We start from the raw sequence: 23,168 nt of genomic DNA on the forward strand, positions 1-23,168 counted from the left end.
CTGTTTTATAGTATCGCTCAAGCGAGACTGATCAATGTTTTGGCTTTTATGGTGTATCCAGCTTGAATGTACGTTTCATGATCAAGGCATCTGAACGGCCGGTGCCATGCTGGTAATAAGCTGGGCGACGGCCGGTTTCTATAAAATTGAGGCTCCGGTAAAGGGTGAGAGCTGGCTTGTTGTTTTCATCCACTTCAAGAAAGACATGTTCGGCACGCTCATGATGAAGATGGCGTAAAAGCGCATCCATCAGCATGTGGCCGAAACCACGTTTGCGAAAATTAGGATCGACGGCAAGCGAGATAACCTCGGCTTCTCCCACTGTCAGGCGTGCCAATATGAAGCCACGTATCTCTTTGGGTTTGCCAACAAAGCGCACAATAAAACAGAATACAGTTGGATCGCTTAGGAACTGCTCGAAACTTTCGCTGTCCCAGCCATGATGGAAACAGCGCTCATGTAAAAGGGCAAGGGATTGAGCGTCGTCAATTTCGGCAAGAGCTATGCTGACATTATTTTTATCAAAAGGAAATGCCATCTATCGACCTATTTTCGTTCCAGTGCAAAACCGGTTTGCGGTTTGGCGTCGGGGGGGCGCAGATAAAGCGGTGAAGGTGGCCCATTATCGGGCTTTTCCATTCCGACACGACCGATAGAGGCAATGTCTGGCCATTGATTGTCCATAAGAATAGCTGTTGTGGAGTTGAGTTTTTGTGCCACATCGCTTGCGCCGTTTCCGATCAGAATCCTTGTTTCTTTTATTGTCTGGATAATATTATCGACGTTATCAATATGGGGTGGCGTTATGTTCTTTTGATCAAAAGACTGGATATAGAATTGGTCGTGATAGGCATTCATGATGACGCATGATGCCATGTCGGGATGAACAGCGCGGGCCTCATAGGCTAATGCTTCCAGTGTGGAAATACCGATGGCCGGTTTTTGTAAGGCCAGCGATAGGCTGCGTGCCGCCGATACGCCAACGCGGATACCGGTAAAAGAACCCGGTCCGATATTGATGGCAATGCGATCAAGCTCCTGCAATTCATGTCCGGCCGACTGCATCAAGGATTCGATCTGTCCGACAAGCTTTTCAGCGTGTCCGCGTCCCAAAGCGATTACGTCACGGGCAAGCAGATGTGAATCTTGAAGTAGTGCAACAGCACTATTTTCACCAGCAGTATCAAGAGCAAGGATCAACATAGGTTTTATTTAACCACTTTGGTTAGAGGCTCCAAGAGGGAAGGTATATAAAGATATATTTTTCACGCTTTTTTCTATTCATGTCTGAAAACAGTTGGGACATGTATCATCCCATTCGTTGTCATTATTCAAGTTGTTCTAGATGATTCATCACAAGTTCGCTTGTCTGTTTATTCGTATGTAAGACGATAGCTTGAAGGAATTCTTGTTTATTGGGCTGGGAATATCGACCTAGGCACCTGAATTCGAGCAATAATAAAAAATTTGTTTTCTTATGGAACCATATCTTCGTTCAGTTGTTTTACTTGCATCTGAAATAGTGGAAGAAAAATCATGTCTTATATCGCTATGAGTGAGCGTCGGTTCCCGCCGAGGCCAACGGTCTCGCTTGTCAATTTGATGCTTATTGATCTTATTGATTTATCGCTTGTTGCCAAGCAGGCCCATTGGTATATCAAGGCACCTGCTTTAAGCTGTGCCGATGATGCAATGGATAAAGTCAAGGCTAAGCTTGAAGGCCATATCCAGTCATTGGCTGATCGGGTTGTTGACTTGGGTGAAGTTGCGTTGGCAGATGTTTTTGATGCAGACCAGCAGTCTGAGGATAAGGAAAACACACTAGCCTCCTATCCAATTGATATTAAAACACTGCGTGGCCATTATAGCGTTTTGTCAGATAAATTTGCCATGGTTGCCGAGCGACTTGAAGAGGCAGCTAATGATGCAGCCTCTTACCAGGATAGCCGCACGGCAGGACTCTTGAATGAGATATCGGATGATTTGAAAAGCCATCTGAATGCATTGGCAAGCCGCATGCAGACCGAGTGTCTTGCTTCTTAATAAAATATGGTCTCTGTTGTGTATAGAAACAGAGACCATATTATTTCAAGGATGAAGAATGGCTATCAGGCTAAGGCTGATAGCGGCAAGACAGATAATAGATAATGTTGCAGTCAGTGTGACACGGATGCCGGCTTTTGCAATAGAGCGGATATTGACGCCAAGACCAAGAGCGGCCATTGAGATGATGGTGAGTATATTAGCGGTTGCCGCAACAGGTTTTAATGCCATTTCCGGAATCAGGCCGAGAGAGCGGCAGGCCATCAAAGCCAGAAATCCGATGATGAACCATGGTACAATTTTGCGGAATGGTAATTTCGTTTGTGATGTTTTGCCATTCATCAAGGACAAAATCAGAATAACAGGGCCGAGCATCAAAACACGGACGAGTTTGACTAATGTACCGATTTGGACACTGATTTGGGATATTGGTGCGGTTGCGGCCAATACTTGCGGAACGGCATAAACTGTCATGCCGGCAAGAATGCCATAATGACTGTCGGATAGTCCGAATAAAGGTACAGAAAAAGGCAAAATCAGAATAACGATGACGCCAAGAACAGCCGTAAAAGCAATGGATGAGGCAATATCTTCGCCTTTGGCGCCGATTACCGGAGCAGCAGCAGCAATGGCGGAATTACCGCAAATTGAGTTGCCACAGGCAACCAGAATACTCATCTTATGTGATAATTTTAAAAGCCGCCCAATGCTATAGCTGATAGCGATGACAATAAAAACGGTTGCCGCAATACCGGCAATGAGAAAAAAACCGGCATGGATAAGTGCCTGCGCACTTATGGTGGCGCCGAGTAACATAACAGCAACCTCCAAAAGTGTTTTACCTGAAAAGCCGATGCCTTCCAGAAAACGTTCGGGTATGGGGAGGAATGTTCGGATAAGTGTGCCGAGCAGAATGGCAATGACCAGACTTTCAATCCATGCATGCTGGAAAAGATAGGCTTCTGTTCTTTCCAGCGCAATTGCCACAAGAGATAGTCCGATACAGGCAATAGTACCCGGCCCAAAGCGATCAAAAAACAGATAGATTCTTGAGAGCATTTTTTGTCCTCCGATCAGGCGGAATTTAATCGAATATTTTATGTAATCAATTTTAAATATTATGATATTATGTTCGATAAAATTGCATAATGAATTTTGAACACCATGATGACTTTGGAACAATTGCGGATTTTTGTAGCTGTTGCCGAGCGTGAACATCTGACAGAGGCCTCAAAAGGACTCAATTTGACGCCATCGGCTGTTTCCAGTGCCATTCGTGTTCTTGAGGAGCGTTATCAGATCCAGCTTTTCTACCGTGTTGGCCGTCAGATTGTCTTGAGTGATGCAGGGAAAATTTTTCTTGATGAGGCACGTGATGTTCTGGCACGTGCGCGTATGGCTGAAACAACACTTTATGAGCTGGGGGATATGCGACGTGGTGTTTTACGTATTTTTGCCAGTCAGACCATATCGAGTTATTGGCTTCCGCCTTATCTTGCGCAATTTCGTGCACGTTTTCCATTGATTGATCTGGATTTGGTGATGACCAATACAAGCCAGGCCAAGGCGGCCGTTGCAGAAGGTCTTGCCGATATGGGTTTTGCTGAAGGGCTTGTTGATGATGCGGCTGTAGAGAGTGAAACGGTTGCCGATGATTATCTGGTGGTGGTTGCACGTCCATCCCATCCACTTGCGATCAAAAAACAGGTTGGTTTTGATGATCTTGCCCATGCATCATGGATTATACGTGAAAAGGGTTCGGGAACACGTGCTGTTTTCGAAAAGGCCTTGCAGGATGAAGGCTATAAAATCAGTGATTTTCCCTTCATGCTGACATTGCCCTCCAATGAGTCGATTTTATCGGCTGTCAGTTCCGGTCCCCATATTGCCGTGATCAGCCAGCGGGCTGCCCGGCATCATGTTGCTGCTGGTGATTTGACCATACTGAAAGTAAAAAAAATACCGCGCCATTTCTTGTTGCTGACCCATAAAAAGCGACGTTTGAATATCGCTACTCAGACATTTATCAAAATGTTGCACGAACCACTGGCCGAATAAGTTATTCAGCTTCGGTATTATCAAGGATAGGCTGGCGGTGTTCTTGCCATAGACGTGCTGTTTGTGGTTTGACAAAGAAACCGGCAATATGGGGTTCAACGGATTTTAGTTTGTTTTCAAGCCGGATAACGCATTCTTCAATTTGAGGCGCATTAAGATGATCTTCAAATTCAAGGCTGAGATTGGCAACGATCTGTTCAGGGCCAAGCTGGACAGTGATGATGCCATTGACCTTCTGGACATCCGGATCAGCACTTACAATTTCAATGATTCTTTTTTGGACTTCCGGCAATGCAGCCTCACCAAGCAGAAGCCCCTTACACTCACGGGCCAGAAAGATGGCTGTTATGGTCAAAACCGCGGCAATGCCGATTGAAGCCAGTCCGTCATAGATAGGATTACCAGTTATCAGAGAAAGGGAAATACCGGAAAGGGCAATCAGCAGCCCTAGCAACGCAGCGCTGTCTTCAAAGAGAACTGAGAAGACGGTTGGATCTTTGGAGCGGCGTACGGCCGCAATATAACCAAGCTTGCCTTTGGAGCGACGGAATGTTTTTAAGGCAACAAACCATGAGCTGCCTTCAAAAAGAATAGAAACTCCCAGTACAATATAGTTGACAGCAACATTATGCATTTTTTCAGGATAAAAAACATGGGTGATGCCTTCATAAAAGGAAACACCGGCCCCGAGAGCAAAAACCAGAAGGGCAACAATAAAACTCCAGAAGTAGAGTTCGCGGCCATGACCGAAAGGATGTCCTTCATCGGCGGGTTTTTCTGCCCGTTTGAGGCCATAAAGCAAAAGCAGTTCATTGCCGGTGTCGACTAGCGAGTGGACCCCTTCAGACAACATGGCTGATGAGCTGGTAAAAGCAGCGGCTATAAATTTGGTCAGGGCAATCAAGAGATTGCCCAGAAGGGCGGCATAGATGACAACTCTTGAACTGCCGGAAGATGAATGGGATGCCATTAGCGGATGGTCGTTATCAATTTACGAGAAGGAAAACAGGTGGCTTTTTCACCATTTTTTTCTTGCCATAGACCGATGGAACGGCGTGTCTTGAAACCGGCAAGTCCATCGGCCTTACCGATATCATAGCCCTGCTTTTGCAGCCGTTTCTGCATCGTTTCGACATCCGAGCGCAAGAGCGTATCTGTCTCAGCCCACGGCGTCTTGAAGGGAGTTTTGCCATGAGTATTGGCATAACCGACATAAAGCGCGTAAAGATCGCTCATATTATATTCTTTCAAGACATAGAAATTGTCGCTGACAAGAAAGGCCGGGCCATAGCGGCCTGCTGGCATCAAGAGATAGAGCTTGTCCTTATTGATTTCCTTGATATCGCTTAAAATAACAGGCTTGGTCCCCAGCGCCATCCATTGCTCCAAGGATTGTCCCTGATCTGGGCCTTCAAGCGTGCAACTCACAGTTGGTGGCAATATGACCTCAAAGCCCCATCGTTGTGAGTTCCAGCCTTTCTGGCGCAGAAAATTGCTAATCGATGCCAGTGTATCAGGCGTTGAGTGCCAGATGTCGGCACGGCCATCGCCGTCAAAATCAACAGCGAATTTTAGATAGCTTGTCGGCATGAATTGCGGCTGGCCTAAGGCCCCAGCCCATGAGCTTTTCATCATATCAACATTGGTATGGCCCTCTTCAACAATTTGAAGCGCGGCCAGCAATTCTTTTTCAAACATGTCCTTGCGCGTTGATAGATAGGCCTTAGTGGCGAGAACCTCAAAAGCATTATAGGGGATTTTGGCGCGTCCAAAGGCTGATTCCTTGCCCCAAATGGCCACAGCCATAGAGCTTGCTGAGTCGTGATGGTGTTCCCACAAGGCGTAAATGGTTTTTTGCTGGGCTTGCCTCTGTTTTTCTAGTTCGCGCGCAAAAGCCGGCATTGATTTGAAATAATCGGCGGGGCGTCCAAATTCGGCTTGATGCTGTTTGACAGGCTTTGGTTTTTCACCGGGGATGACTAGATCAGGAAATTTGAGATTCGCTCTTATCGTTCCCAAGGCAGCCTCAAAGGTTTGCTGCGAGATGCCTTGTGCTTTGGCCTTTGGCCATATTTCGCTTTTCAGCCAGTGCTGGAAATCGCGGTTGATTGCGGCTTCATCAACGCCACTATAAGCGTTGGAAAGCATGAATATAAAGGCAAGACAAATGATGAGAAATCGCATTAGAGGCTTGTCCTTGCGCGTAGCGCTGCCGCCAGAGTGCCGTCATCAAGATAATCAAGCTCGCCACCAACTGGAACACCATGGGCAAGGCGGGTCACTTTGACATCGAAATTCGATAATTGATCCGTGATATAATGGGCCGTCGTTTGACCCTCTATGGTTGCGTTGACTGCAAGGATGATTTCTTTGATGCCACCGGTGGCAACGCGGTCGACCAGTGATTTGATGTTAAGATCATCAGGCCCTACGCCATCAAGTGGGGATAGGCGGCCACCCAGTACATGATAGCGTACCTGCATGGTGGCGGCACGTTCAAGCGCCCATAAATCGGATACATCCTCGACGACAATGATGGTACCGCTATCGCGACGTGGATCAACACAGACCGAACAGGGGTCAGAGGTATCGACATTACCGCATGTCGAACATATTTTAACATTTTCGGCAGCCTGTTTCATGGCATCACCAAGCGGCGCAAGCAGTGTTTCACGTTTTTTGATAAGGTGCAGCGCTGCTCGTCGTGCCGAGCGCGGCCCCAGACCCGGCAGGCGGGCCAGAAGCTGGATCAGACGTTCTATTTCAGGACCGGCAATATGTTTGGACATGGGGTTTATCGCTCTCGAGAACGGTCTATCAAAATCAGAAAGGCAGTTTGAAGCCGGGAGGGATGGGGAGACCGGCAGTCATTTCTTGTGTTTTCTGTGCCATGGTTGTTTCAATTTTGGCTTTGGCTTCATTATGGGCAGCCATGATCAGGTCTTCGAGAATTTCAGTCTCTTCCGGTTTGATTAGCGATGGATCAATTTTAATAGCACTGATTGTGCCCTGACCGCTCAGGGTTACGCTGACAAGGCCGCCGCCTGCTGTACCGGTGATTTCCATATTGGCCATTTCTTCTTGCATAGCCTGCATCTTGGCTTGCATTTCCTTGGCCTTTTTCATCATACCCATCATGTCGCGCATGCATTTCTCCTATTCATTATCGTTATCGTCATCACTCTCATCCATGACAAGAGCGTCGTTATGAGAATTTTCTTCGACTATAGTGCCTTGTTCATCGGCACGTAATCGAACATCAACAACTTTGGCGCCGGGAAAGGCATTGATGATGGCTTGGACCTCGGGATCGGCCCGCGCATCATCAAACAAGGCATCGCGCGCTTCGATTTCCTGTTCAGCAATCGTTTTGCCGCCGCCTTCATTGACAACGGAAATGGTCCAGCGCTCGCCGGTCCATTCGCGTAGATATTTGCCCATTTGTTGCGCAATATCCCGTGGTGCCCCTTCGGTTATTTCAATTTCAATGCGATCTGCACCAAAAGAAACCGGCCGAATAAATTCTTTTAACATGATCTTGAATTGGATTTCACGTTTTTCATCGGCAAGTTGCACCATGTCTATAATAGAATGGATGGCCGGGCCTGTGCTTGTTTGGACCCTTGCAGACGGCTCAACCGGTATTCCAGCTATGGCTGTATCGGTTTGTTGAGGAGAGATTGCATCAAGGTTACCATTGTCAATCACGCTGTCAGCCATATCAGTCGGCTCAGGTGGTGGAACGTCTTCGAAACGTGCCATTGGTGTCGGATCCATGGCCGGTTCGGCTGTTTCGTTGATGGCAAGATGCGGTTCTGTTTGAACCTGAGGTTGGAACTGGCTTTGACTGACCAGTTGCATAACCGGTTGCTGGGAGGAGGTTGCTGATGGTGTTATGTCATGATGTGGTGCATGGGAGGCCGCCCCGTCATTTTGTGTTGTCGAGGGCGTATGGTGGCTTGTCCCTACTCCGGATGTCTGTGAGGTTGTAGGGGGCGTCTGGGGCGCCATAATGGTCTGTTCCCCGTCCTTTAGACTTTTCAAGGCCTCGTCAAGGGTTGGAAGATCGGCGGCGTGGGCCAACCGGATCAACAGCATTTCGGCAGCCTGCATGGGGTTATTGGCGCTTTCGACTTCCTTGATGCCTTTAAGCAGCATTTGCCAATTGCGGGATAAAACCCGGATAGAGAGCTTCTGGGAGAATGTCAGGCCACGGCTTCTTTCTTCTTCGGATAAAGAAACATCATCGGCCATTTCAGGCGTAAAGCGCAGCCTTGTGATAAAATGGTTGAATTGTGCCAGCTCGTTTAACACGATCAGCGGATCAGCACCGCAATCATATTGGCTTTTGAATTCATGCAAGGTAGCAGCGATGTCGCCCTTCATAACCAGTTCGAAAAGATCGATAATGCGTGCACGATCAGCAAGACCAAGCATCGAGCGTACAACTTCGGCATCGACGCGGCCATCACCATGGGCGATAGCCTGATCAAGAATAGAGAGTGCATCACGCACAGAGCCTTCACCGGCACGCGCAATCATTGCCAACGCCTGATTGTCGGCTTCGACCTTTTCATTGTCGACGATAAATCGCAGATGCTTTGCCATGGTGGGCGATTCAATCCGGCGCAGATCGAAACGTTGACATCGTGACAGGACAGTAATTGGAACTTTACGGATTTCAGTTGTGGCAAAGATGAATTTGACGTGTGTCGGCGGCTCTTCCAATGTTTTCAGCAGGCCGTTAAAGGCCTGTGTTGAAAGCATGTGCACTTCATCGATAATATAAACTTTATAACGGGCCGAAACCGGTTTGTAACGGACCTGCTCTATAATTTCGCGAATATCATCAATGCCGGTGTGCGAGGCGGCGTCCATTTCGACAACATCCACGTGGCGGCCTTCCATAATGGCCTGACAATGTTCGCCGAGTTCTTTAAGATCCACTGTCGGCCGGTCGATTGTCGGTGTTTTATAGTTCAGAGCGCGCGCCAGAATGCGGGCTGTTGTGGTTTTGCCGACCCCGCGTACGCCTGTCAGCATCCATGCTTGCGCGATTCGGCCCGCTTCAAACGCATTGGTAAGCGTACGCACCATCGGTTCCTGACCGATCAGGTCATCAAAACTCTGTGGGCGGTATTTGCGGGCAAGAACGCGATAGGCTTTCTCTGCCGGGATGGTATCCATTAGAAATTATCCAGTCTTAATCAAGATCGTACAACATTGAACGGCTTAAAGCGCGGCGTCAATGATCTGTATGGATCAGACAGGGCTTATGCCCAAAAAGCGCGCTTGAATTTTTTTTCAAGATAGAATGTACCTCAATGTAGATTGCCATTCAGATCAGACTTGAGTGGCAAAAAGGTGGGAGGCTGGCACAATGACCCGTGCCGAGCTCGTTAGGGCTGCTTCCTTCCGGACCTGACCCGGTTGGCGAGTGGCGCGTCCACCACCAACCTCCCGCTCTCCATATCGTCAATTGCGCATAAAAAAGCAAGGGCATAGAGTAAAGAAACGTAAAAAGGAGAAAAATCCATGTCTTTCAAGCTTGATCCAAGATTGCAAAAGGATACTGTGCCGGTTGCAACACTTGCACTTTGTGAGCTACGTATGATGAATGACAGTCGGTGGCCTTGGCTTGTACTTGTTCCGCGAATTGCCGGAGCGGAAGAAATCCATCATTTGGAAACCGATGACCAGATCGAGGTGTTCAAGGAAATTGGCGATGTCGCCCATGGGCTTGAAGCCATTACGGGCTGTTACAAGATCAATATTGCTGCATTGGGTAATCAGGTACGCCAGCTTCATATCCACATTATTGCCCGCAATGAGGGTGATCCGAATTGGCCAGCACCGGTTTGGGGATTTGAAAAGGCGTTACCTTACGCGATAGACCAGCAGAAAAAATGGATTGAAATCCTTAAAAAAAGGTTCGACATCTGATGACATTTGAAAAAATTGCCTTTACGGGCAACAGGATCAACCGGCAATCGGAAAAACGCAGCGATGACTGTGTCGAAACGGCTTTGCAGAATCCATATGCATTTTTTATTGCCATCGGTCAGGGCGAGACGGTTTCTTATCAAAGGAAAACAATCGGCAGTACGCTTTTTTTAAATCGGGAATCCATAGAAGCTTTGTCTGGGGATTTGGATCAGGCTGTCTTGCTCGGCGATTATTCTCAAATGCCTGTTCTAGCCGTGCCTGTACCATTGGAAAAGGCGCTGCCTGATGGCTATAGCCGCAATGGTTTCCGTGATATTTATATCAATAATCTTTTTACGCCTGATGAAACAGGTGCTTTGGCTCAGGCGGCAGCCTTGTTGTCATGGCATCAAAACAATAGGTTTTGTTCGCGCTGCGGAAACAAAAGCCGGATGGCTGGCGGTGGCATCAAAAGGGTTTGTGACCAGTGCCAGACAGAGTATTTTCCGCGTACCGATCCGGTAGCAATCATGCTGGTGCATTATCAAGATAAATGCTTGCTGGCCAGAACGCCTAGTTTTCCCGCGGGACGTTATTCCTGTCTTGCTGGCTTTATTGAGCAGGGCGAGACATTTGAAGCGGCGGTGCGCCGTGAGAGTATGGAAGAAATGGGTGTTAAAGTGGGGCCGGTTACCTATCTTGCTTCCCAGCCATGGCCTTTTCCACATTCGCTTATGTTGGGGGCGCATGCACAGGCTTTATCGGATGAAATCAAAATTGATCATGACGAAATGGAAGATGGCCGCTGGTTTTCGAATTATGAAGTGCGTTTGATGATGCAAAATCACCATCCCGGTGGTTTACATCTCCCGCCGTCAGGGGCTATTGCGCATTATCTGATCAAAAGTTGGTTGGATAAATGACAATGCGCGAAGTCACTTTGTTATTATTTATATTTTGTTTTTTTCCATCAACTGTTTTAGCAGAAAACGCCAAGAATTCGGCAGAAGGTATCTCGATCGATTTCATTCAGTCGAGCGATGGCAATAATTTGTTTTGCAGCAACGATATGGCCGGCGAAATCAGGTTCGACGTCTATGGTGAAGGCGGCAAAATGCAGACGATAGTCCGTATTGAAGGTCGTTACCTGACAATCGAGACACAGACGGCGCGGTATGAATTGCCGTATTATATGAATTATGAAGCCCCTCAAAATGCTTATGAAGAACGCCATAAATATTATTATCATCGTACGGGTCTTTTCATTTGCACGGCATGTCAGGATGAACAAAAGAAAAAGGCTGATCGGGAATATGACCAATTGCTTAAAATATTAGATGCCGCCCATAAGCAGAATTATTGCCAGGGGTGGCAGGGGTTGTAGGCTGCTTTGGTCTGCGATAGAAGATAGGTCCTGTTTATAACGGGACAGTATTCCAGCATCATACAGAATTGGGATAAAATTTGGGGTCGCCATGATGATGATGGTCGAAACATTATGTGATTCTGCCCTATCTTGAAAAAATAGTTCTTTCCCGTTGCATACTTTAAAAAGTGCAATGCCGAAAAGCGATGCTTTCTGTTCTATATCTTGAGACAGAACATATTTTTTGTTCTATGTCGCAAGGGATTTTCTATGACTGTCGATTTTTCTGCATTGGCTGATAAGCTTAATAGCCAATTTTTAAATCTTTCTGTACTGCAAAGGCTGGCGCTTGCCGTCACTGAAATTCCCGGACGTGTTGTTTTTACGACGAGCTTCGGTCTTGAAGACCAGATGATAACCCATGTGCTGCTTACAGCACAGATTGATGTTGAAATTGTCACCCTTGATACAGGACGCCTTTTTCCGGAGACATATAAACTTTGGCATGAGACCGAACAGCGTTATGGTAAGCGTATCCGCGCCAAATATCCGCAAGCGGATGCGATTGAAAGCCTTGTTGAGGATCAGGGAATTGACGGTTTCTATTTTGGATTCGATATGCGTAAGGCATGTTGCAATATTCGTAAAGTCGAGCCGCTTGGACGTGCGCTAAAGGATGCGAGTGGCTGGATTACGGGGTTGCGTCAGGATCAGTCTGCCGCACGTCATGGCGGGGCTTTTGTCACTTATGATTCCGGTTATGATCTGCTCAAAATCAATCCGCTATATGATTTTGAGCGTGATGCGATTGTGCGTTTTACGCATGATCATGATGTGCCGGTCAATCGTCTGCATGATGAGGGATTTTTATCGATCGGATGCGCGCCTTGTACCCGTGCTGTCAAGCAGGGTGAACCCGAACGCGCTGGTCGATGGTGGTGGGAAAGTGAAAACGGCAAAGAATGCGGCCTTCACGTGGAAGGCAACGTTATAACATCGTTACGCGGCAAAGCAGAACACACTACAACCAAAACGGAATATAAATCATGACGGCCCGTACACACCTTCAGCGCCTTGAGGCCGAATCCATATTTATTATTCGAGAAGTGGCTGCAACGGCACAAAATCCGGTCATGCTTTATTCAATCGGCAAAGATTCTGCGGTTATGTTGCATCTTGCGGTAAAAGCATTCGCGCCGGGTAAAATGCCTTTTCCTTTGTTGCATGTCGATACAACATGGAAATTCCGTGAAATGATAGAGTTTCGCGATCGTGAGGTTGCCAGACTTGGACTTGATCTTATTGTCCATGTCAATCAGGACGGCATTGAGCAAGGGATCAATCCTTTTGTTTCCGGGTCACGCCTACATACAGATATCATGAAAACAGCTGCTTTAAAGCAGGCATTGGATAAATATAAGTTTGATGCAGCTTTTGGCGGGGCGCGTCGGGATGAAGAAAAAAGTCGTGCGAAAGAACGTGTTTTTTCTTTACGCAGTGCCGAACATCGCTGGGAACCTAAAAATCAACGTCCTGAACCATGGAAGCTGTTTAATACACGTAAAAATGCAGGCGAGAGTTTTCGCGTTTTTCCGCTTTCCAATTGGACCGAAAGCGACATATGGGAATATATTGCGCAAGAAGAAATTCCCGTTGTTCCTTTATATTTTGCAGCCAAGAGACCGGTCGTACGCCGTGATGGCATGATTATCATGCGCGATGATGAGCGTATGACATTGAAGGATAATGAACAGATTGAATATCTCAATATCCGATTTCGCACGCTTGGTTGTTATCCCTTGACCGGTGCCGTCCAGTCAGATGCCAGTGACCTCGCCTCTATTCGCGAAGAAATGCGTCTGTCTAGGACATCGGAACGTGAAGGCCGTGCCATTGATAAGGATGGCGGCGCATCCATGGAGCAAAAAAAGCAGGAAGGGTATTTTTGATGTCTGCTGTGGCATATGATCATAAGGCTTATGGATCGGTTGAAGATTCAAAGCCCAATACACTGCTGCGTTTTATTACTTGCGGCTCGGTGGACGATGGAAAATCTACGCTGATCGGTCGTATTCTCCATGATACAGGCTCGATTTATGCCGATCAGATGGATGGCTTCGAACAGGATTCAAAAAGGTTTGGTACAACCGGCGGTGATCTGGATTTCGCACTATTGGTTGACGGTCTTTCGGCTGAACGTGAGCAAGGTATTACGATTGATGTTGCCTATCGCTATTTCTCAACAAGCAGACGCTCGTTCATCATAGCGGATACGCCAGGACACGAACAATATACACGCAATATGGCAACCGGCGCTTCTCAAGCCGAATTGGCCATTATTCTTATCGATGCACGAAAAGGTGTTTTGCCACAAACGCGGCGGCATTCTTTTATCACTTCGCTGGTTGGTATCCGTTCTGTTGTCGTTGCTGTTAACAAGATGGACTTAGTGGACTATAGCGAGGATGCCTTTAACAAAATTGTCGAGGATTATCGCCAACTTTTACCGGCACTGGCATTCATTGATGTAAAATTCATTCCATGCAGTGCAAAACTGGGTGACAATCTGGCGAGTCTTTCGCTTAAAATGCCTTGGTATCAGGGGCCGTCACTGCTTGATTATCTCGAGACGGTTACCATTCCGACAGCCGATAAAAGCGATCAATCCTTTTCTTTGCCGGTTCAATGGGTTAATCGCCCCAATCTCGATTTTCGCGGATTTTGCGGTACTATTGCGAGTGGTGAAGTTCATACGGGAATGGATGTCATCTCGTTGCCAAGTGGAAGAAAAAGCAGGATCAAAGCGATTTATAATCCTGACGGTCTTATCGATAAGGCAGAATACGGCGATGCCGTTACGGTGACATTGGAAGATGAAATTGATGCCTCTCGTGGCGATGTTCTAGTTGCGGCTAATGATCAAGCAGAGGCTTCACGGCAAATTTGTGCCGATATATTATGGCTGGTCGAGCGTCCGGCCGTGCTGGATAAGCGGTTGCTGATAAAGCTTGCAAGTGCTGAGGTGGCGACCAAGCTTGTTCGTTTCAATTATAAAGTCGATATCCATTCATATGCGCATATTGAATCGCAAACGCTTGAAATGAACGAGATCGGCAATGTTGTCCTCAATGTTGAGCGTCCTGTCATTGCCCGCACATTTGAGCAGAATAAGGATCTCGGCGCTTTCATATTGATAGATCCTGTGACAAACGAGACGATAGCACTGGGATTGGTGCGTCATTATGCAGCCACCCCTCTTTTGGATGAGCAGCATAGTCAAAATGAACAGACATCTTTCACATCCAGACTGCTTGAACATTGGTTAGCCAAAGATATACAAAATCGCGCTTCAGTTTCTGCAATTGTGGCGGCACGCTTATTATCATCCGTATTGATAGGGGGTGCCATAGCAGCGACAGGAGCGGTGTTGGCCGGTGTCGGTATTGCTGCCGCCGATTTTTTCATACGCCCTTTTATTCAGCGCCTATTTTCCCGTTCCAAACAAGCTGATGATGAGGATTTGCATTCGGGTGCCGGTATTTAGACATAAGTTCCCTGTTTGCATGAATGGGCGTATGCGGTGTTCATGATGAATATGGCTTTTGCATATTCGTTATGACACGCTATCGTAAATAGGTGTCGATTACACGTCTCGACAAGCTGATTTAAGGGGCTCGATAAGCGGTGTCTTTTGCTTTATATCGCGCGGTCAGGGCTTGCCGGATAAACACCGACAATTCTGACTTCGGCAGAAAAGAAAGCCAGTTCTTCCAACGCCAATTTTACCATACGATCATCGGGATGTCCTTCAATGTCAGCAAAAAACTGGGTTGCATTGAATGAACCGCCTATTTGATAGCTTTCCAGTTTTGTCATGTTGACGCCATTGGTAGCAAAGCCGCCCATGGCTTTATAAAGTGCGGCAGGTACATTGCGGACGCGGAAGAGAAAACTGGTCATAATCTTTTCACCATTTTTAGGTGGTGGCGCATGCTGTTTGGTTCGTGAAAGAACAATAAAGCGTGTTATGTTGTTTTCTGCATCTTCGACATTGCGTTCGATAATATCAAGGCCGTAAAGTTTGGCGGCCAGTTCTGGCGCCAATGCCGCCATTGTGCGGTTTTTTTCTTCTGCGATATATTTGGCCGATCCGGCCGTATCGCCGCCAATAACGCCTTTCCATTTATTGTCACGTATGATTTTGCGGCACTGCCCCAAAGCATGGATATGGCTGATAACGGTGGTGATTTCTTCACGTTTGACACCGGGCAGTACCATGAGTTGAAAATGGATCGGCAGGAAATATTCGCCGATAATATGCAACTTTGATTGTGGCAGGAGATGATGGATGTCGGCAACACGGCCAGCCAATGTGTTCTCAATCGGAATCATGCCGAGATCGGCCTCGCCGGATTCCACTGCGTTTAAGGCATCTTCGAATGTCGCACAGGGTAAAGGCTCCATGTCGGGAAACATATTGCGACAGGCTGTATCGGAATTGGCGCCGAAGTCTCCTTGAAAAGAAATTTTATTGGTCTTTTTCATTTTGTTTTTCCTGCCAAAATTTCACGTGCGCGTTCAAGGTCCTCAGCCGTGTCGACACCCAATGGAACCGTGTCGACAATTTCTACATCAATACGCATATTGTTTTCCAATGCGCGTAACTGCTCAAGTTTTTCACGTTGTTCGAGTATTGAAGGCTTAAGCGAGACAAAACGTTCTAGAGCTTGTCGGCGATAGGCGTATAAGCCGATATGGTGATAGAGCGGGCCTTCGCCATAAGGTGCGGTTGCGCGGGTAAAATAGAGGGCACGAAGACGGTTGTCGCCCAGAGGCGTACCGACAATCTTGACCACATTGGGATTGTTTTTTTCTTCTTCACGTGTAATCAGCGCACCAAGCGTTGCAATGTCGGCTTCTCCCTCAATCAAGGGGGTAAGTGATTTTTTTATTGCTTGAGGATCAATGGTGGGCAGATCACCCTGTACATTGATAATGGCCTCAATTTTTTCTTGCGGGTCAATCATCTGTAGGGCTTCAAAAATACGGTCCGAGCCTGATTCATGGGCTTTCCCGGTCATAACTGCTTCAAAGCCGTGATTGATAACGCATGTGTGGATGGCTTCATCATCGGTCGCCACAACAATACGGCCAAGGCCGGCTTCGACTGCACGGGTGGCAACTTGCACAATCATCGGCTTGCCTGCAATATCGGCTAAAGGTTTGCCAGGCAGACGGGTAGACGCCATGCGGGCAGGAATGAGAATGACAGTTTCAAGCGCCATGAGAAAATCCGAACGTGACAATATGTGTCTGTTATAATTATTGCTTCATATAAACAAAAGCCCTAAGTTTCGGTGTAATTGGATTATTCTTCTCTGTCGGCGTATTTCATGAAACCTGCAACGATCAACCGGCTGATTTTATTGTGTCTCACGGCTCTCGTCATTGTGTTGGCGTTGCGGTATATGGGCGATGCCGTTTATGATAATCCACCGCCTGATACGCCAGCTTATGATATTGCGGGGGGCGCTGTGAGTGCATCGGCTGTGCCTGTTACGATCCATACGCTTGAAGAACGGTTGGCAAAAGCCGACATAACGCGCGGCAAGAAAATTTTCGGACAATGTACGCTTTGTCATACCGCGGATAAAGGAGGCATCAACCGCGTTGGTCCCAATCTTTGGGGTATTATAGACCGCACCCCTGCAGCGGTTGTCGGTTTCAATTATTCCAAAGCCATGCATGCTTTTGCGGCCAGCCATATTTGGAATGAAGCGATATTGGATTCCTATCTTCGCAGTCCTCAAACTGAGGTACGCGGTACGATTATGTCTTTTGCCGGAGTCAAAAAGGATAGTGACCGTGCCGATCTTATTTTGTATCTTCGTTCACTTTCCGATAAGAAGTGATCCTTAGGCTTTTTCGTGATTCGGTTACGATTGGGATGGGTGATTGAGATTATCGGTATTTGTTTTATTTGTTTTCATCTTGACCGGCTCGGCGCTGGCGCAGAATGCAACACAAGTGCCGGAGCCGCAGTGGCAGACATGGAATACATTAGCCGAACCATCCAAATATGGTGATAATTTTCGCCATTACGATTATGTCAATCCGGATGCTCCCAAGGGAGGGCGTCTCAATCTTGCAGCAACCGGCAGTTTCGATTCATTCAATCCTTATATTATTGGCGGTAATCCACCTGCCGGCCTACAGCCTTTTGGCGGCGGATTGCTTTATGATACATTGACGGATCAGTCGATGGATCAGGGGAGTGTGGCCTATGCCAATCTGGCGGAAGCCGAGATGGCGGCCAATGACCAGTCGTGGGTTAAATATCGTCTTAACCCCAAAGCGCATTGGCATGACGGGATGCCGATAACCGTTGAAGATGTTATCTGGTCATTTGAAACATTACGCAAGATTTCTCCTTATTATCGCCCCTATTATGAAGCCGTCGACCGGGTCGAGGTAAGCGGTGATAGAGAGGTAACATTTTTCTTTAAGGCCAAAGGAAATCGCGAATTGCCCAAGATTGTCGGTGATCTGGTAATCTTGCCAAAACATTGGTGGGAAGGGACAGATCCACAAGGGAACAAGCGTGATATTACCAAGCCGACACTGGAAATACCGCTCGGCTCGGGTGCCTATAAAATTGTAGGCTTTAATCCCGGCAAGACAATAGTCTGGAAACGGGTTGATGATTATTGGGGCAAAAATCTGCCGCAAAATGTCGGACGTAACAATTTTGACGAGATACGTTATAGTTATCTTCTTGATGCCAATTCGCAATGGGAAGCATTCAAAAAAGGCGGTATTGTCGATTTCCGTGCTGAAAACCAGATCCAGCGGTGGGTACAGGACTATACATTTCCTGCGGTCAAACGTGGCGCTGTGCTGCAAAAATCTTTCAAGGCGATTAATGGCACCTATCAAGCCTATTTCATGAATACACGATTGAAGAAATTTGCTGATATCCGCACAAGAAAGGCTCTTTTTTTGGCGCTTGATTTTTATAATATCAATCGTGCCCTTTATTTTGACCGTTATCAGCGTACCATGAGCTATTATGGGAATCAGGATATTTCAGCACGTGGCGTGCCGACAGGACGCGAGCTCGAAATTTTGAATGAATACCGCAAAACCCTGCCAGTAGAGGTTTTTGAGCAAACGTTCAGTGCACCTGATTATAGCGATAAGATCAAGGATCGTGAAAATCTCAATCAGGCTATGGCATTATTGAAAGAAGCGGGTTGGCAATTGCAAGGGGGCAGGCTTGTCGATGCGCAGGGACATCCTTTTGACATTGAAATATTGTTGCCATCGCCTGCTCTTGAGCGACCGGCGGCATTCTTCATTTTCAATCTCAAACGGCTTGGAATTAGTGCGACGATGCGCACAGTTGATGCCTCGCAATATCTCAACCGTCGTAATACATTCGATTTCGATATAATTGTAGAGGCGATTTTGCAGAGCAATTCGCCCGGTAACGAGCAATTCGATTATTTCGGTTCCCAGTCTGCCGATATAGTGGGCAGTCGCAATTATGCTGGCATTAAGAATCCGGTGGTCGATAAACTGATCACGCATCTTATCCACGCCCAGAGTCGTGAAGAAGTTGTTGCGACATCACGCGCAATCGATCGTGTTTTGTTGTGGGGATATTATTCCTTGCCGCAATGGACGATAGGAACCCAGAATGTTGCCTATTGGGATAAGTTCGGCATGCCACCTATGCAGCCCGAATATCGTGGTTTTGATTTTCTTTCATGGTGGATTGATCCACAAAAAGCCGCGGCTTTGCTTAAAAAATAACAGGTTTGTTGTGGTTTTATTTACTATAAAAGAGCCATATTGAATGGATGATTCGGATGAAGGATGTATTTGCGCTGATGGATAAGGAAGACGCATAATGGGTGCCTATATTCTGCGCCGTTTATTATTGATTATTCCAACCATGCTCGGTATTTTGACCGTGACTTTCATCATTGTCCAGTTTACGCCCGGCGGACCGGTTGAAACTATTGTGGCACAACTGCAAGGAACAGGAACCGGCGCTTTGGGGAATGTTACCGGCGGCGGCGGCGATATGGGGATTTCGGCTGAAGCTATTGGTGCCGGTGACAGCCAATATCGTGGCGCGCGTGGTATGGATCCACGCTTTATTGCGGCTTTGGAAAAGCAGTTCGGTTTCGATAAGCCGCCTTTGGAACGTTATTTCAAGATGATTGGCGATTTTATGCGCTTTGATTTCGGTCAATCCTTTTTTAAAGGACGCTCGGTTCTCGCTTTGATCAAGGATGCATTGCCGGTATCTATATCATTGGGACTTTGGCAATTGTTGCTGGCTTATGCCATTTCCATTCCGCTCGGTATCCGCAAGGCTGTCAAAGACGGCTCTGCCTTTGATGTGTGGACAAGTGGTCTGATCATTGTCGGTTATGCCATTCCGGGTTTCTTATTCGGTATCCTGCTTCTGGTCGTTTTTGCTGGCGGGTCATTTTTTGATTGGTTTCCTTTGTCGCATTTGACTTCAGACAATTTTGAAGAATTATCATGGGGAGGCAAGATACTCGACTATTTCTGGCATTTGGTATTGCCTTTGACAGCAATGGTGATTTCGTCTTTTGCGACAACGACATTATTGACCAAAAACTGCTTTCTGGAAGAAATCCGCAAACAATATGTGGTGACGGCGCGTGCCAAGGGACTGAGCGAAAAGTCGGTTCTTTACGGCCATGTTTTCCGTAATGCCATGTTGGTCGTGATCGCCGGTTTTCCTTCGGCCTTTATTTCTTCTTTCTTTGCCGGAGCGCTTTTGATCGAGACAACATTTTCACTCAATGGTCTTGGCGTATTGGGTTTTGAAGCTATTGTCAGCCGCGATTATCCGGTTGTTTTCGGTTCATTGTTCATTTTCTCGCTGATCGGTCTGGTCGTTAATCTTATTTCTGATCTCACCTATACATTGGTAGATCCGCGTATCGACTTTGAAAAAAGGGATGTGTGATGAGCGAGGCAATTCTTTCAACGCCGGTTAAAAAGATAAAACGGCCGTTTTTGACACCGCTCAATCAACGCCGCTGGCGCAATTTTAAAAAAAATCGTCGCGGCTGGTGGTCGATGTGGATTTTTATTTTTTTATGTCTGTTTTCGTTTGGTGCAGAATTTATTGCCAATGACCGGCCGATTATCGCTTCCTATAAGGGAGAATTGCTGTTCCCTGTCCTATTCGATTATCCGGACGAAAAATTTGGTGGTGAATTGGCGGTTGCCTATTTTCGTGATCCATTCATTGCCGATAAGATTAAAGCAGATGGCTGGGCGATCTGGCCGCCAATCCATTATTCTTATAATACGCCAAGCGAGAATACTCGTGCTTTGACGCCGCCTTTCTGGTTGCAGACCAAGGCTGAGCGCTGCGAACTTTATAAACAGGGCATAAATGATCCGGATTGCACATTCGGCAACTGGAATCTGTTAGGCACCGATGACCAGACACGCGATCTTTTTGCCCGTGTTCTTTATGGGTTTCGTGTTTCGATTATTTTTACGGTTATATTGACCTTCTTTTCAGCCATTATTGGCGTTGCTGCGGGTGCAGTACAGGGTTATTTCGGTGGCAAGGTCGATCTTTTCATGCAGCGCATTATCGAGATATGGTCGTCTGTTCCCTCACTTTATCTGATTATCATTATGGCGGCACTTTTGACGCAAGGATTCTGGGTGTTGTTGACGATAATGGTCTTATTCAGCTGGGTGGCCTTGGTGGGGGTTGTACGTGCCGAATTTTTGCGCGCGCGCAATTTTGAATATGTCAATGCGGCGCGTGCATTGGGTGTTTCCAACCGTACAATCATGATCCGTCATATGCTGCCCAATGCCATGGTGGCAGCGTTGACCTATCTGCCTTTTCTGCTGACGATGGGTATTTCGGCGTTGACTTCGCTTGATTATCTCGGTTTCGGTCTGCCGCCGGGCTCCGCGTCATTGGGTGAAGTCATGCGACAGGCAACCAATAATATCACCGCGCCCTGGATTGCGATTACCGGCTTTTTGACAATTGCCATCATGCTTTCATTGCTGGCCTTTATCGGCGAGGCAATCCGTGATGCCTTTGATCCGAGAAAGACTTTCCTATGAGTACGCTTCTTTCCGTCAAGGATCTGTCTGTTACTTTTACGCAGGATGGTAAAACTAGTTTGGCTGTCAACCGCGTTTCTTTTGATATTCATCCCGGCGAAACACTGGCTTTGGTAGGTGAATCGGGTTCGGGAAAATCGGTGACGGCACTTTCTGTCTTGAAATTGTTATCCTATCCGATGGCCGCCCATCCTTCAGGCGAAATCGATTTTAAAGGTATGGACCTTTTACATGCGCGTGAAGATCAATTGCGCAAAGTACGTGGTTCCGACATCAGCATGATTTTTCAGGAGCCGATGACCTCGCTCAATCCACTGCATAGGGTTGAGAAGCAGATTGGCGAGATTTTACGGCTCCATCAGGGGCTTTCAAAGGCGGCGGCTGAAAAACGAACCCTTGAATTGCTGGAACAGGTTGGTATCCGCGAGGCCGCAAAGCGTCTTAAATCTTTTCCTCATGAATTGTCAGGCGGGCAGAGGCAGCGCGTGATGATTGCTATGGCCTTGGCCAACAATCCGAAATTGCTAATTGCAGATGAACCGACAACGGCGCTTGACGTCACTGTGCAGGCGCAAATTCTTGAATTGCTCGACCGTTTGAAAAAAGAACGCAATATGGCGATGCTTTTTATCACGCATGATCTGGGCATTGTAAGGCGTATTGCCGATCGTGTCTGCGTTATGACCAAAGGCGAGATTGTCGAGCATGGTCGCACGGAAGAAATTTTTAATAATCCGCGTCATGCCTATACAAGAAAGCTTTTGGCTGCCGAGCCTAAAGGCAATCCGCCAAAAGTGGATGAAGAGGCGCAGGTGATACTTGAAGGTCAGAAAATGCGGGTGTGGTTCCCGATCAAGAAAGGCTTTCTACGCAAGACGGTTGGTCATATCAAGGCGGTCAACGATATCGATATCACGCTTCGTGCCGGTCAGACTTTGGGTGTCGTGGGTGAATCCGGATCGGGTAAAACAACATTGGGTCTGGCATTGACGCGCATGATTTCGTCGCAAGGGCGTATATTGTTCAAGGGCCAGTCGATTGATCAATACAGCTTCAGCCAAATGCGGCCGTTGCGCCGTCATATCCAGATTGTCTTTCAGGATCCCTTTGGTTCTTTGTCTCCACGTATGTCGGTAGGTGAAATCATTGCTGAAGGTTTGCAGATTCATGAACCGCAATTGTCATGGGAGGCCCGTGACGAACGTGTTATTGCGGCATTGGAAGAAGTCGAGCTTGATCCGGAAACACGCCACCGTTATCCGCATGAATTTTCCGGTGGTCAGCGTCAGCGTATTGCCATTGCCCGTGCTATGGTACTCAATCCGCAATTTGTCATGCTGGATGAACCGACCTCGGCACTTGATATGAGTGTTCAGGCGCAGGTTGTTGATTTGTTGCGGCGTTTACAGGAAAAGCACAATCTCGCTTATCTTTTTATCAGTCATGATCTGAAAGTGGTCAAAGCATTGGCCAACGACCTACTGGTTATGCGTAATGGCGAGATGGTCGAATATGGCCCAGCTGCAAAATTATTTGCCAAGCCGAAGACCGATTATACCAAAGCTCTGTTGGCAGCGGCTTTTGATATCAAGACTGTCACGCCATCATAAATTTTGTGGTGTCACGATGACGT

The 23,168-nt window shown here is 47.2% G+C and carries 23 protein-coding genes and 1 other RNA gene; 13 read left to right on the forward strand and 11 right to left on the reverse strand.

The genetic code is table 11. The annotated features are described in order from the left end of the window. Positions 1-46 precede the first annotated feature (46 nt). Both rimI and tsaB read right to left on the reverse strand, forming a co-directional pair. Positions 47-538 carry a ribosomal protein S18-alanine N-acetyltransferase gene (gene rimI, locus ACYZ97_RS00255; RefSeq protein WP_473299309.1) on the reverse strand — a complete coding sequence of 164 codons (492 nt, stop codon included), beginning with the start codon at positions 536-538 and terminating at the stop codon, positions 47-49. 8 nt (positions 539-546) lie between these two features. Then, positions 547-1,203 (reverse strand): tRNA (adenosine(37)-N6)-threonylcarbamoyltransferase complex dimerization subunit type 1 TsaB, encoded by a 657-nt coding sequence (gene tsaB / locus ACYZ97_RS00260; protein ID WP_473299311.1) that lies wholly within the window; start codon positions 1,201-1,203, stop codon positions 547-549. Positions 1,204-1,536: 333 nt separating this feature from the next. Here tsaB and ACYZ97_RS00265 point away from each other — a divergent pair, with 333 nt between their 5' ends. Continuing rightward, entirely contained in the window at positions 1,537-2,043 is a 507-nt protein-coding gene (locus ACYZ97_RS00265; protein WP_473299313.1) for a ferritin-like domain-containing protein, read from the forward strand. A 45-nt stretch (positions 2,044-2,088) separates the two neighbouring features. Here the strand turns inward: ACYZ97_RS00265 and ACYZ97_RS00270 are convergent, their stop codons facing one another. Then, the gene (locus ACYZ97_RS00270; protein WP_473299315.1) at positions 2,089-3,102 is read right to left on the reverse strand and encodes a YeiH family protein; all 1,014 of its coding nucleotides are present in this window, start codon (positions 3,100-3,102) and stop codon (positions 2,089-2,091) included. Positions 3,103-3,210: 108 nt separating this feature from the next. Between ACYZ97_RS00270 and ACYZ97_RS00275 the strand changes: the two genes are divergently transcribed. Next, on the forward strand, positions 3,211-4,101 hold the full coding sequence (locus tag ACYZ97_RS00275) for a LysR family transcriptional regulator (protein WP_473300714.1): 891 nt from the start codon (positions 3,211-3,213) through the stop codon (positions 4,099-4,101). A gap of 1 nt (position 4,102) precedes the next feature. Here the strand turns inward: ACYZ97_RS00275 and ACYZ97_RS00280 are convergent, their stop codons facing one another. The 6 genes from ACYZ97_RS00280 to ffs all read right to left on the reverse strand — a co-directional run bounded on the left by ACYZ97_RS00280 (position 4,103) and on the right by ffs (position 9,562). After that, positions 4,103-5,071, reverse strand: a complete 969-nt coding sequence (locus tag ACYZ97_RS00280; RefSeq protein ID WP_473299317.1) for a cation diffusion facilitator family transporter — start codon at positions 5,069-5,071, stop codon at positions 4,103-4,105. Then, positions 5,071-6,285: a lytic murein transglycosylase gene (locus ACYZ97_RS00285; RefSeq protein ID WP_473299319.1), complete on the reverse strand. Its 1,215-nt coding sequence runs from the start codon at positions 6,283-6,285 to the stop codon at positions 5,071-5,073. The genes ACYZ97_RS00280 and ACYZ97_RS00285 overlap by 1 nt, the downstream gene beginning before the upstream one ends. Next, positions 6,285-6,890 carry a recombination mediator RecR gene (recR, locus tag ACYZ97_RS00290; RefSeq protein WP_473299320.1) on the reverse strand — a complete coding sequence of 202 codons (606 nt, stop codon included), beginning with the start codon at positions 6,888-6,890 and terminating at the stop codon, positions 6,285-6,287. The genes ACYZ97_RS00285 and recR overlap by 1 nt, the downstream gene beginning before the upstream one ends. Before the next feature lie 34 nt (positions 6,891-6,924). Continuing rightward, entirely contained in the window at positions 6,925-7,248 is a 324-nt protein-coding gene (locus ACYZ97_RS00295) for a YbaB/EbfC family nucleoid-associated protein (protein ID WP_473299322.1), read from the reverse strand. Positions 7,249-7,257: 9 nt separating this feature from the next. After that, positions 7,258-9,288, reverse strand: coding sequence for a DNA polymerase III subunit gamma/tau (locus ACYZ97_RS00300; RefSeq protein WP_473299324.1), 2,031 nt, complete (start codon positions 9,286-9,288; stop codon positions 7,258-7,260). A gap of 177 nt (positions 9,289-9,465) precedes the next feature. Then, positions 9,466-9,562: signal recognition particle sRNA small type (gene ffs, locus ACYZ97_RS00305), an RNA gene on the reverse strand. Positions 9,563-9,636: 74 nt separating this feature from the next. On the opposite strand from ffs, the gene ACYZ97_RS00310 reads away from it, so the two are divergent. From ACYZ97_RS00310 to cysN, 6 genes are all read left to right on the forward strand, one after another. Then, positions 9,637-10,044: an HIT domain-containing protein gene (locus ACYZ97_RS00310; RefSeq protein ID WP_473299326.1), complete on the forward strand. Its 408-nt coding sequence runs from the start codon at positions 9,637-9,639 to the stop codon at positions 10,042-10,044. Beyond that, entirely contained in the window at positions 10,044-10,949 is a 906-nt protein-coding gene (gene nudC / locus ACYZ97_RS00315; RefSeq protein ID WP_473299327.1) for an NAD(+) diphosphatase, read from the forward strand. The genes ACYZ97_RS00310 and nudC overlap by 1 nt, the downstream gene beginning before the upstream one ends. A 2-nt stretch (positions 10,950-10,951) precedes the next feature. Beyond that, positions 10,952-11,410 carry a hypothetical protein gene (locus ACYZ97_RS00320; protein WP_473299328.1) on the forward strand — a complete coding sequence of 153 codons (459 nt, stop codon included), beginning with the start codon at positions 10,952-10,954 and terminating at the stop codon, positions 11,408-11,410. 252 nt (positions 11,411-11,662) lie between these two features. Beyond that, positions 11,663-12,442: a phosphoadenylyl-sulfate reductase gene (locus ACYZ97_RS00325; protein WP_473299329.1), complete on the forward strand. Its 780-nt coding sequence runs from the start codon at positions 11,663-11,665 to the stop codon at positions 12,440-12,442. Continuing rightward, entirely contained in the window at positions 12,439-13,341 is a 903-nt protein-coding gene (gene cysD, locus ACYZ97_RS00330) for a sulfate adenylyltransferase subunit CysD (RefSeq protein WP_473299330.1), read from the forward strand. Before ACYZ97_RS00325 ends, cysD begins: the two co-directional genes overlap by 4 nt. Continuing rightward, positions 13,341-14,936 (forward strand): sulfate adenylyltransferase subunit CysN, encoded by a 1,596-nt coding sequence (cysN, locus tag ACYZ97_RS00335; RefSeq protein ID WP_473299332.1) that lies wholly within the window; start codon positions 13,341-13,343, stop codon positions 14,934-14,936. Before cysD ends, cysN begins: the two co-directional genes overlap by 1 nt. A 152-nt stretch (positions 14,937-15,088) precedes the next feature. Here cysN and ACYZ97_RS00340 read toward each other — a convergent pair whose 3' ends face one another. Together ACYZ97_RS00340 and ACYZ97_RS00345 are read right to left on the reverse strand one after the other, a co-directional pair. Further along, positions 15,089-15,937 carry a prephenate dehydratase gene (locus ACYZ97_RS00340; protein ID WP_473299334.1) on the reverse strand — a complete coding sequence of 283 codons (849 nt, stop codon included), beginning with the start codon at positions 15,935-15,937 and terminating at the stop codon, positions 15,089-15,091. Further along, a complete protein-coding gene (locus tag ACYZ97_RS00345; protein ID WP_473299335.1) occupies positions 15,934-16,677 on the reverse strand; it encodes a 3-deoxy-manno-octulosonate cytidylyltransferase in 744 nt (247 codons plus the stop codon). The genes ACYZ97_RS00340 and ACYZ97_RS00345 overlap by 4 nt, the downstream gene beginning before the upstream one ends. A 108-nt stretch (positions 16,678-16,785) precedes the next feature. On the opposite strand from ACYZ97_RS00345, the gene ACYZ97_RS00350 reads away from it, so the two are divergent. The 5 genes from ACYZ97_RS00350 (at position 16,786) to ACYZ97_RS00370 (ending at position 23,145) form a co-directional block, all read left to right on the forward strand. Continuing rightward, positions 16,786-17,304: a c-type cytochrome gene (locus tag ACYZ97_RS00350; protein ID WP_473299336.1), complete on the forward strand. Its 519-nt coding sequence runs from the start codon at positions 16,786-16,788 to the stop codon at positions 17,302-17,304. A gap of 43 nt (positions 17,305-17,347) precedes the next feature. Then, positions 17,348-19,207 carry an extracellular solute-binding protein gene (locus ACYZ97_RS00355; protein ID WP_473299338.1) on the forward strand — a complete coding sequence of 620 codons (1,860 nt, stop codon included), beginning with the start codon at positions 17,348-17,350 and terminating at the stop codon, positions 19,205-19,207. 97 nt (positions 19,208-19,304) lie between these two features. Then, positions 19,305-20,402, forward strand: coding sequence for a microcin C ABC transporter permease YejB (locus tag ACYZ97_RS00360; RefSeq protein WP_473299339.1), 1,098 nt, complete (start codon positions 19,305-19,307; stop codon positions 20,400-20,402). Next, positions 20,402-21,535 carry an ABC transporter permease gene (locus ACYZ97_RS00365; protein WP_473299341.1) on the forward strand — a complete coding sequence of 378 codons (1,134 nt, stop codon included), beginning with the start codon at positions 20,402-20,404 and terminating at the stop codon, positions 21,533-21,535. The genes ACYZ97_RS00360 and ACYZ97_RS00365 overlap by 1 nt, the downstream gene beginning before the upstream one ends. After that, positions 21,532-23,145: an ABC transporter ATP-binding protein gene (locus ACYZ97_RS00370; RefSeq protein ID WP_473299343.1), complete on the forward strand. Its 1,614-nt coding sequence runs from the start codon at positions 21,532-21,534 to the stop codon at positions 23,143-23,145. The genes ACYZ97_RS00365 and ACYZ97_RS00370 overlap by 4 nt, the downstream gene beginning before the upstream one ends. Positions 23,146-23,168 lie beyond the last annotated feature (23 nt).

This window comes from Bartonella sp. bp_1 (assembly GCF_055808085.1).

Excerpts from the sequence above, each read along its gene's own strand:
- rimI (WP_473299309.1), bottom strand. The coding sequence starts at position 538 with ATGGCATTTCCTTTTGATAAAAATAATGTCAGCATAGCTCTTGCCGAA.
- tsaB (WP_473299311.1), bottom strand. The coding sequence starts at position 1,203 with ATGTTGATCCTTGCTCTTGATACTGCTGGTGAAAATAGTGCTGTTGCA.
- ACYZ97_RS00265 (WP_473299313.1), top strand. The coding sequence starts at position 1,537 with ATGTCTTATATCGCTATGAGTGAGCGTCGGTTCCCGCCGAGGCCAACG.
- ACYZ97_RS00270 (WP_473299315.1), bottom strand. The coding sequence starts at position 3,102 with ATGCTCTCAAGAATCTATCTGTTTTTTGATCGCTTTGGGCCGGGTACT.
- ACYZ97_RS00275 (WP_473300714.1), top strand. The coding sequence starts at position 3,211 with ATGACTTTGGAACAATTGCGGATTTTTGTAGCTGTTGCCGAGCGTGAA.
- ACYZ97_RS00280 (WP_473299317.1), bottom strand. The coding sequence starts at position 5,071 with ATGGCATCCCATTCATCTTCCGGCAGTTCAAGAGTTGTCATCTATGCC.
- ACYZ97_RS00285 (WP_473299319.1), bottom strand. The coding sequence starts at position 6,285 with ATGCGATTTCTCATCATTTGTCTTGCCTTTATATTCATGCTTTCCAAC.
- recR (WP_473299320.1), bottom strand. The coding sequence starts at position 6,890 with ATGTCCAAACATATTGCCGGTCCTGAAATAGAACGTCTGATCCAGCTT.
- ACYZ97_RS00295 (WP_473299322.1), bottom strand. The coding sequence starts at position 7,248 with ATGCGCGACATGATGGGTATGATGAAAAAGGCCAAGGAAATGCAAGCC.
- ACYZ97_RS00300 (WP_473299324.1), bottom strand. The coding sequence starts at position 9,288 with ATGGATACCATCCCGGCAGAGAAAGCCTATCGCGTTCTTGCCCGCAAA.
- ACYZ97_RS00310 (WP_473299326.1), top strand. The coding sequence starts at position 9,637 with ATGTCTTTCAAGCTTGATCCAAGATTGCAAAAGGATACTGTGCCGGTT.
- nudC (WP_473299327.1), top strand. The coding sequence starts at position 10,044 with ATGACATTTGAAAAAATTGCCTTTACGGGCAACAGGATCAACCGGCAA.
- ACYZ97_RS00320 (WP_473299328.1), top strand. The coding sequence starts at position 10,952 with ATGCGCGAAGTCACTTTGTTATTATTTATATTTTGTTTTTTTCCATCA.
- ACYZ97_RS00325 (WP_473299329.1), top strand. The coding sequence starts at position 11,663 with ATGACTGTCGATTTTTCTGCATTGGCTGATAAGCTTAATAGCCAATTT.
- cysD (WP_473299330.1), top strand. The coding sequence starts at position 12,439 with ATGACGGCCCGTACACACCTTCAGCGCCTTGAGGCCGAATCCATATTT.
- cysN (WP_473299332.1), top strand. The coding sequence starts at position 13,341 with ATGTCTGCTGTGGCATATGATCATAAGGCTTATGGATCGGTTGAAGAT.
- ACYZ97_RS00340 (WP_473299334.1), bottom strand. The coding sequence starts at position 15,937 with ATGAAAAAGACCAATAAAATTTCTTTTCAAGGAGACTTCGGCGCCAAT.
- ACYZ97_RS00345 (WP_473299335.1), bottom strand. The coding sequence starts at position 16,677 with ATGGCGCTTGAAACTGTCATTCTCATTCCTGCCCGCATGGCGTCTACC.
- ACYZ97_RS00350 (WP_473299336.1), top strand. The coding sequence starts at position 16,786 with ATGAAACCTGCAACGATCAACCGGCTGATTTTATTGTGTCTCACGGCT.
- ACYZ97_RS00360 (WP_473299339.1), top strand. The coding sequence starts at position 19,305 with ATGGGTGCCTATATTCTGCGCCGTTTATTATTGATTATTCCAACCATG.
- ACYZ97_RS00365 (WP_473299341.1), top strand. The coding sequence starts at position 20,402 with ATGAGCGAGGCAATTCTTTCAACGCCGGTTAAAAAGATAAAACGGCCG.
- ACYZ97_RS00370 (WP_473299343.1), top strand. The coding sequence starts at position 21,532 with ATGAGTACGCTTCTTTCCGTCAAGGATCTGTCTGTTACTTTTACGCAG.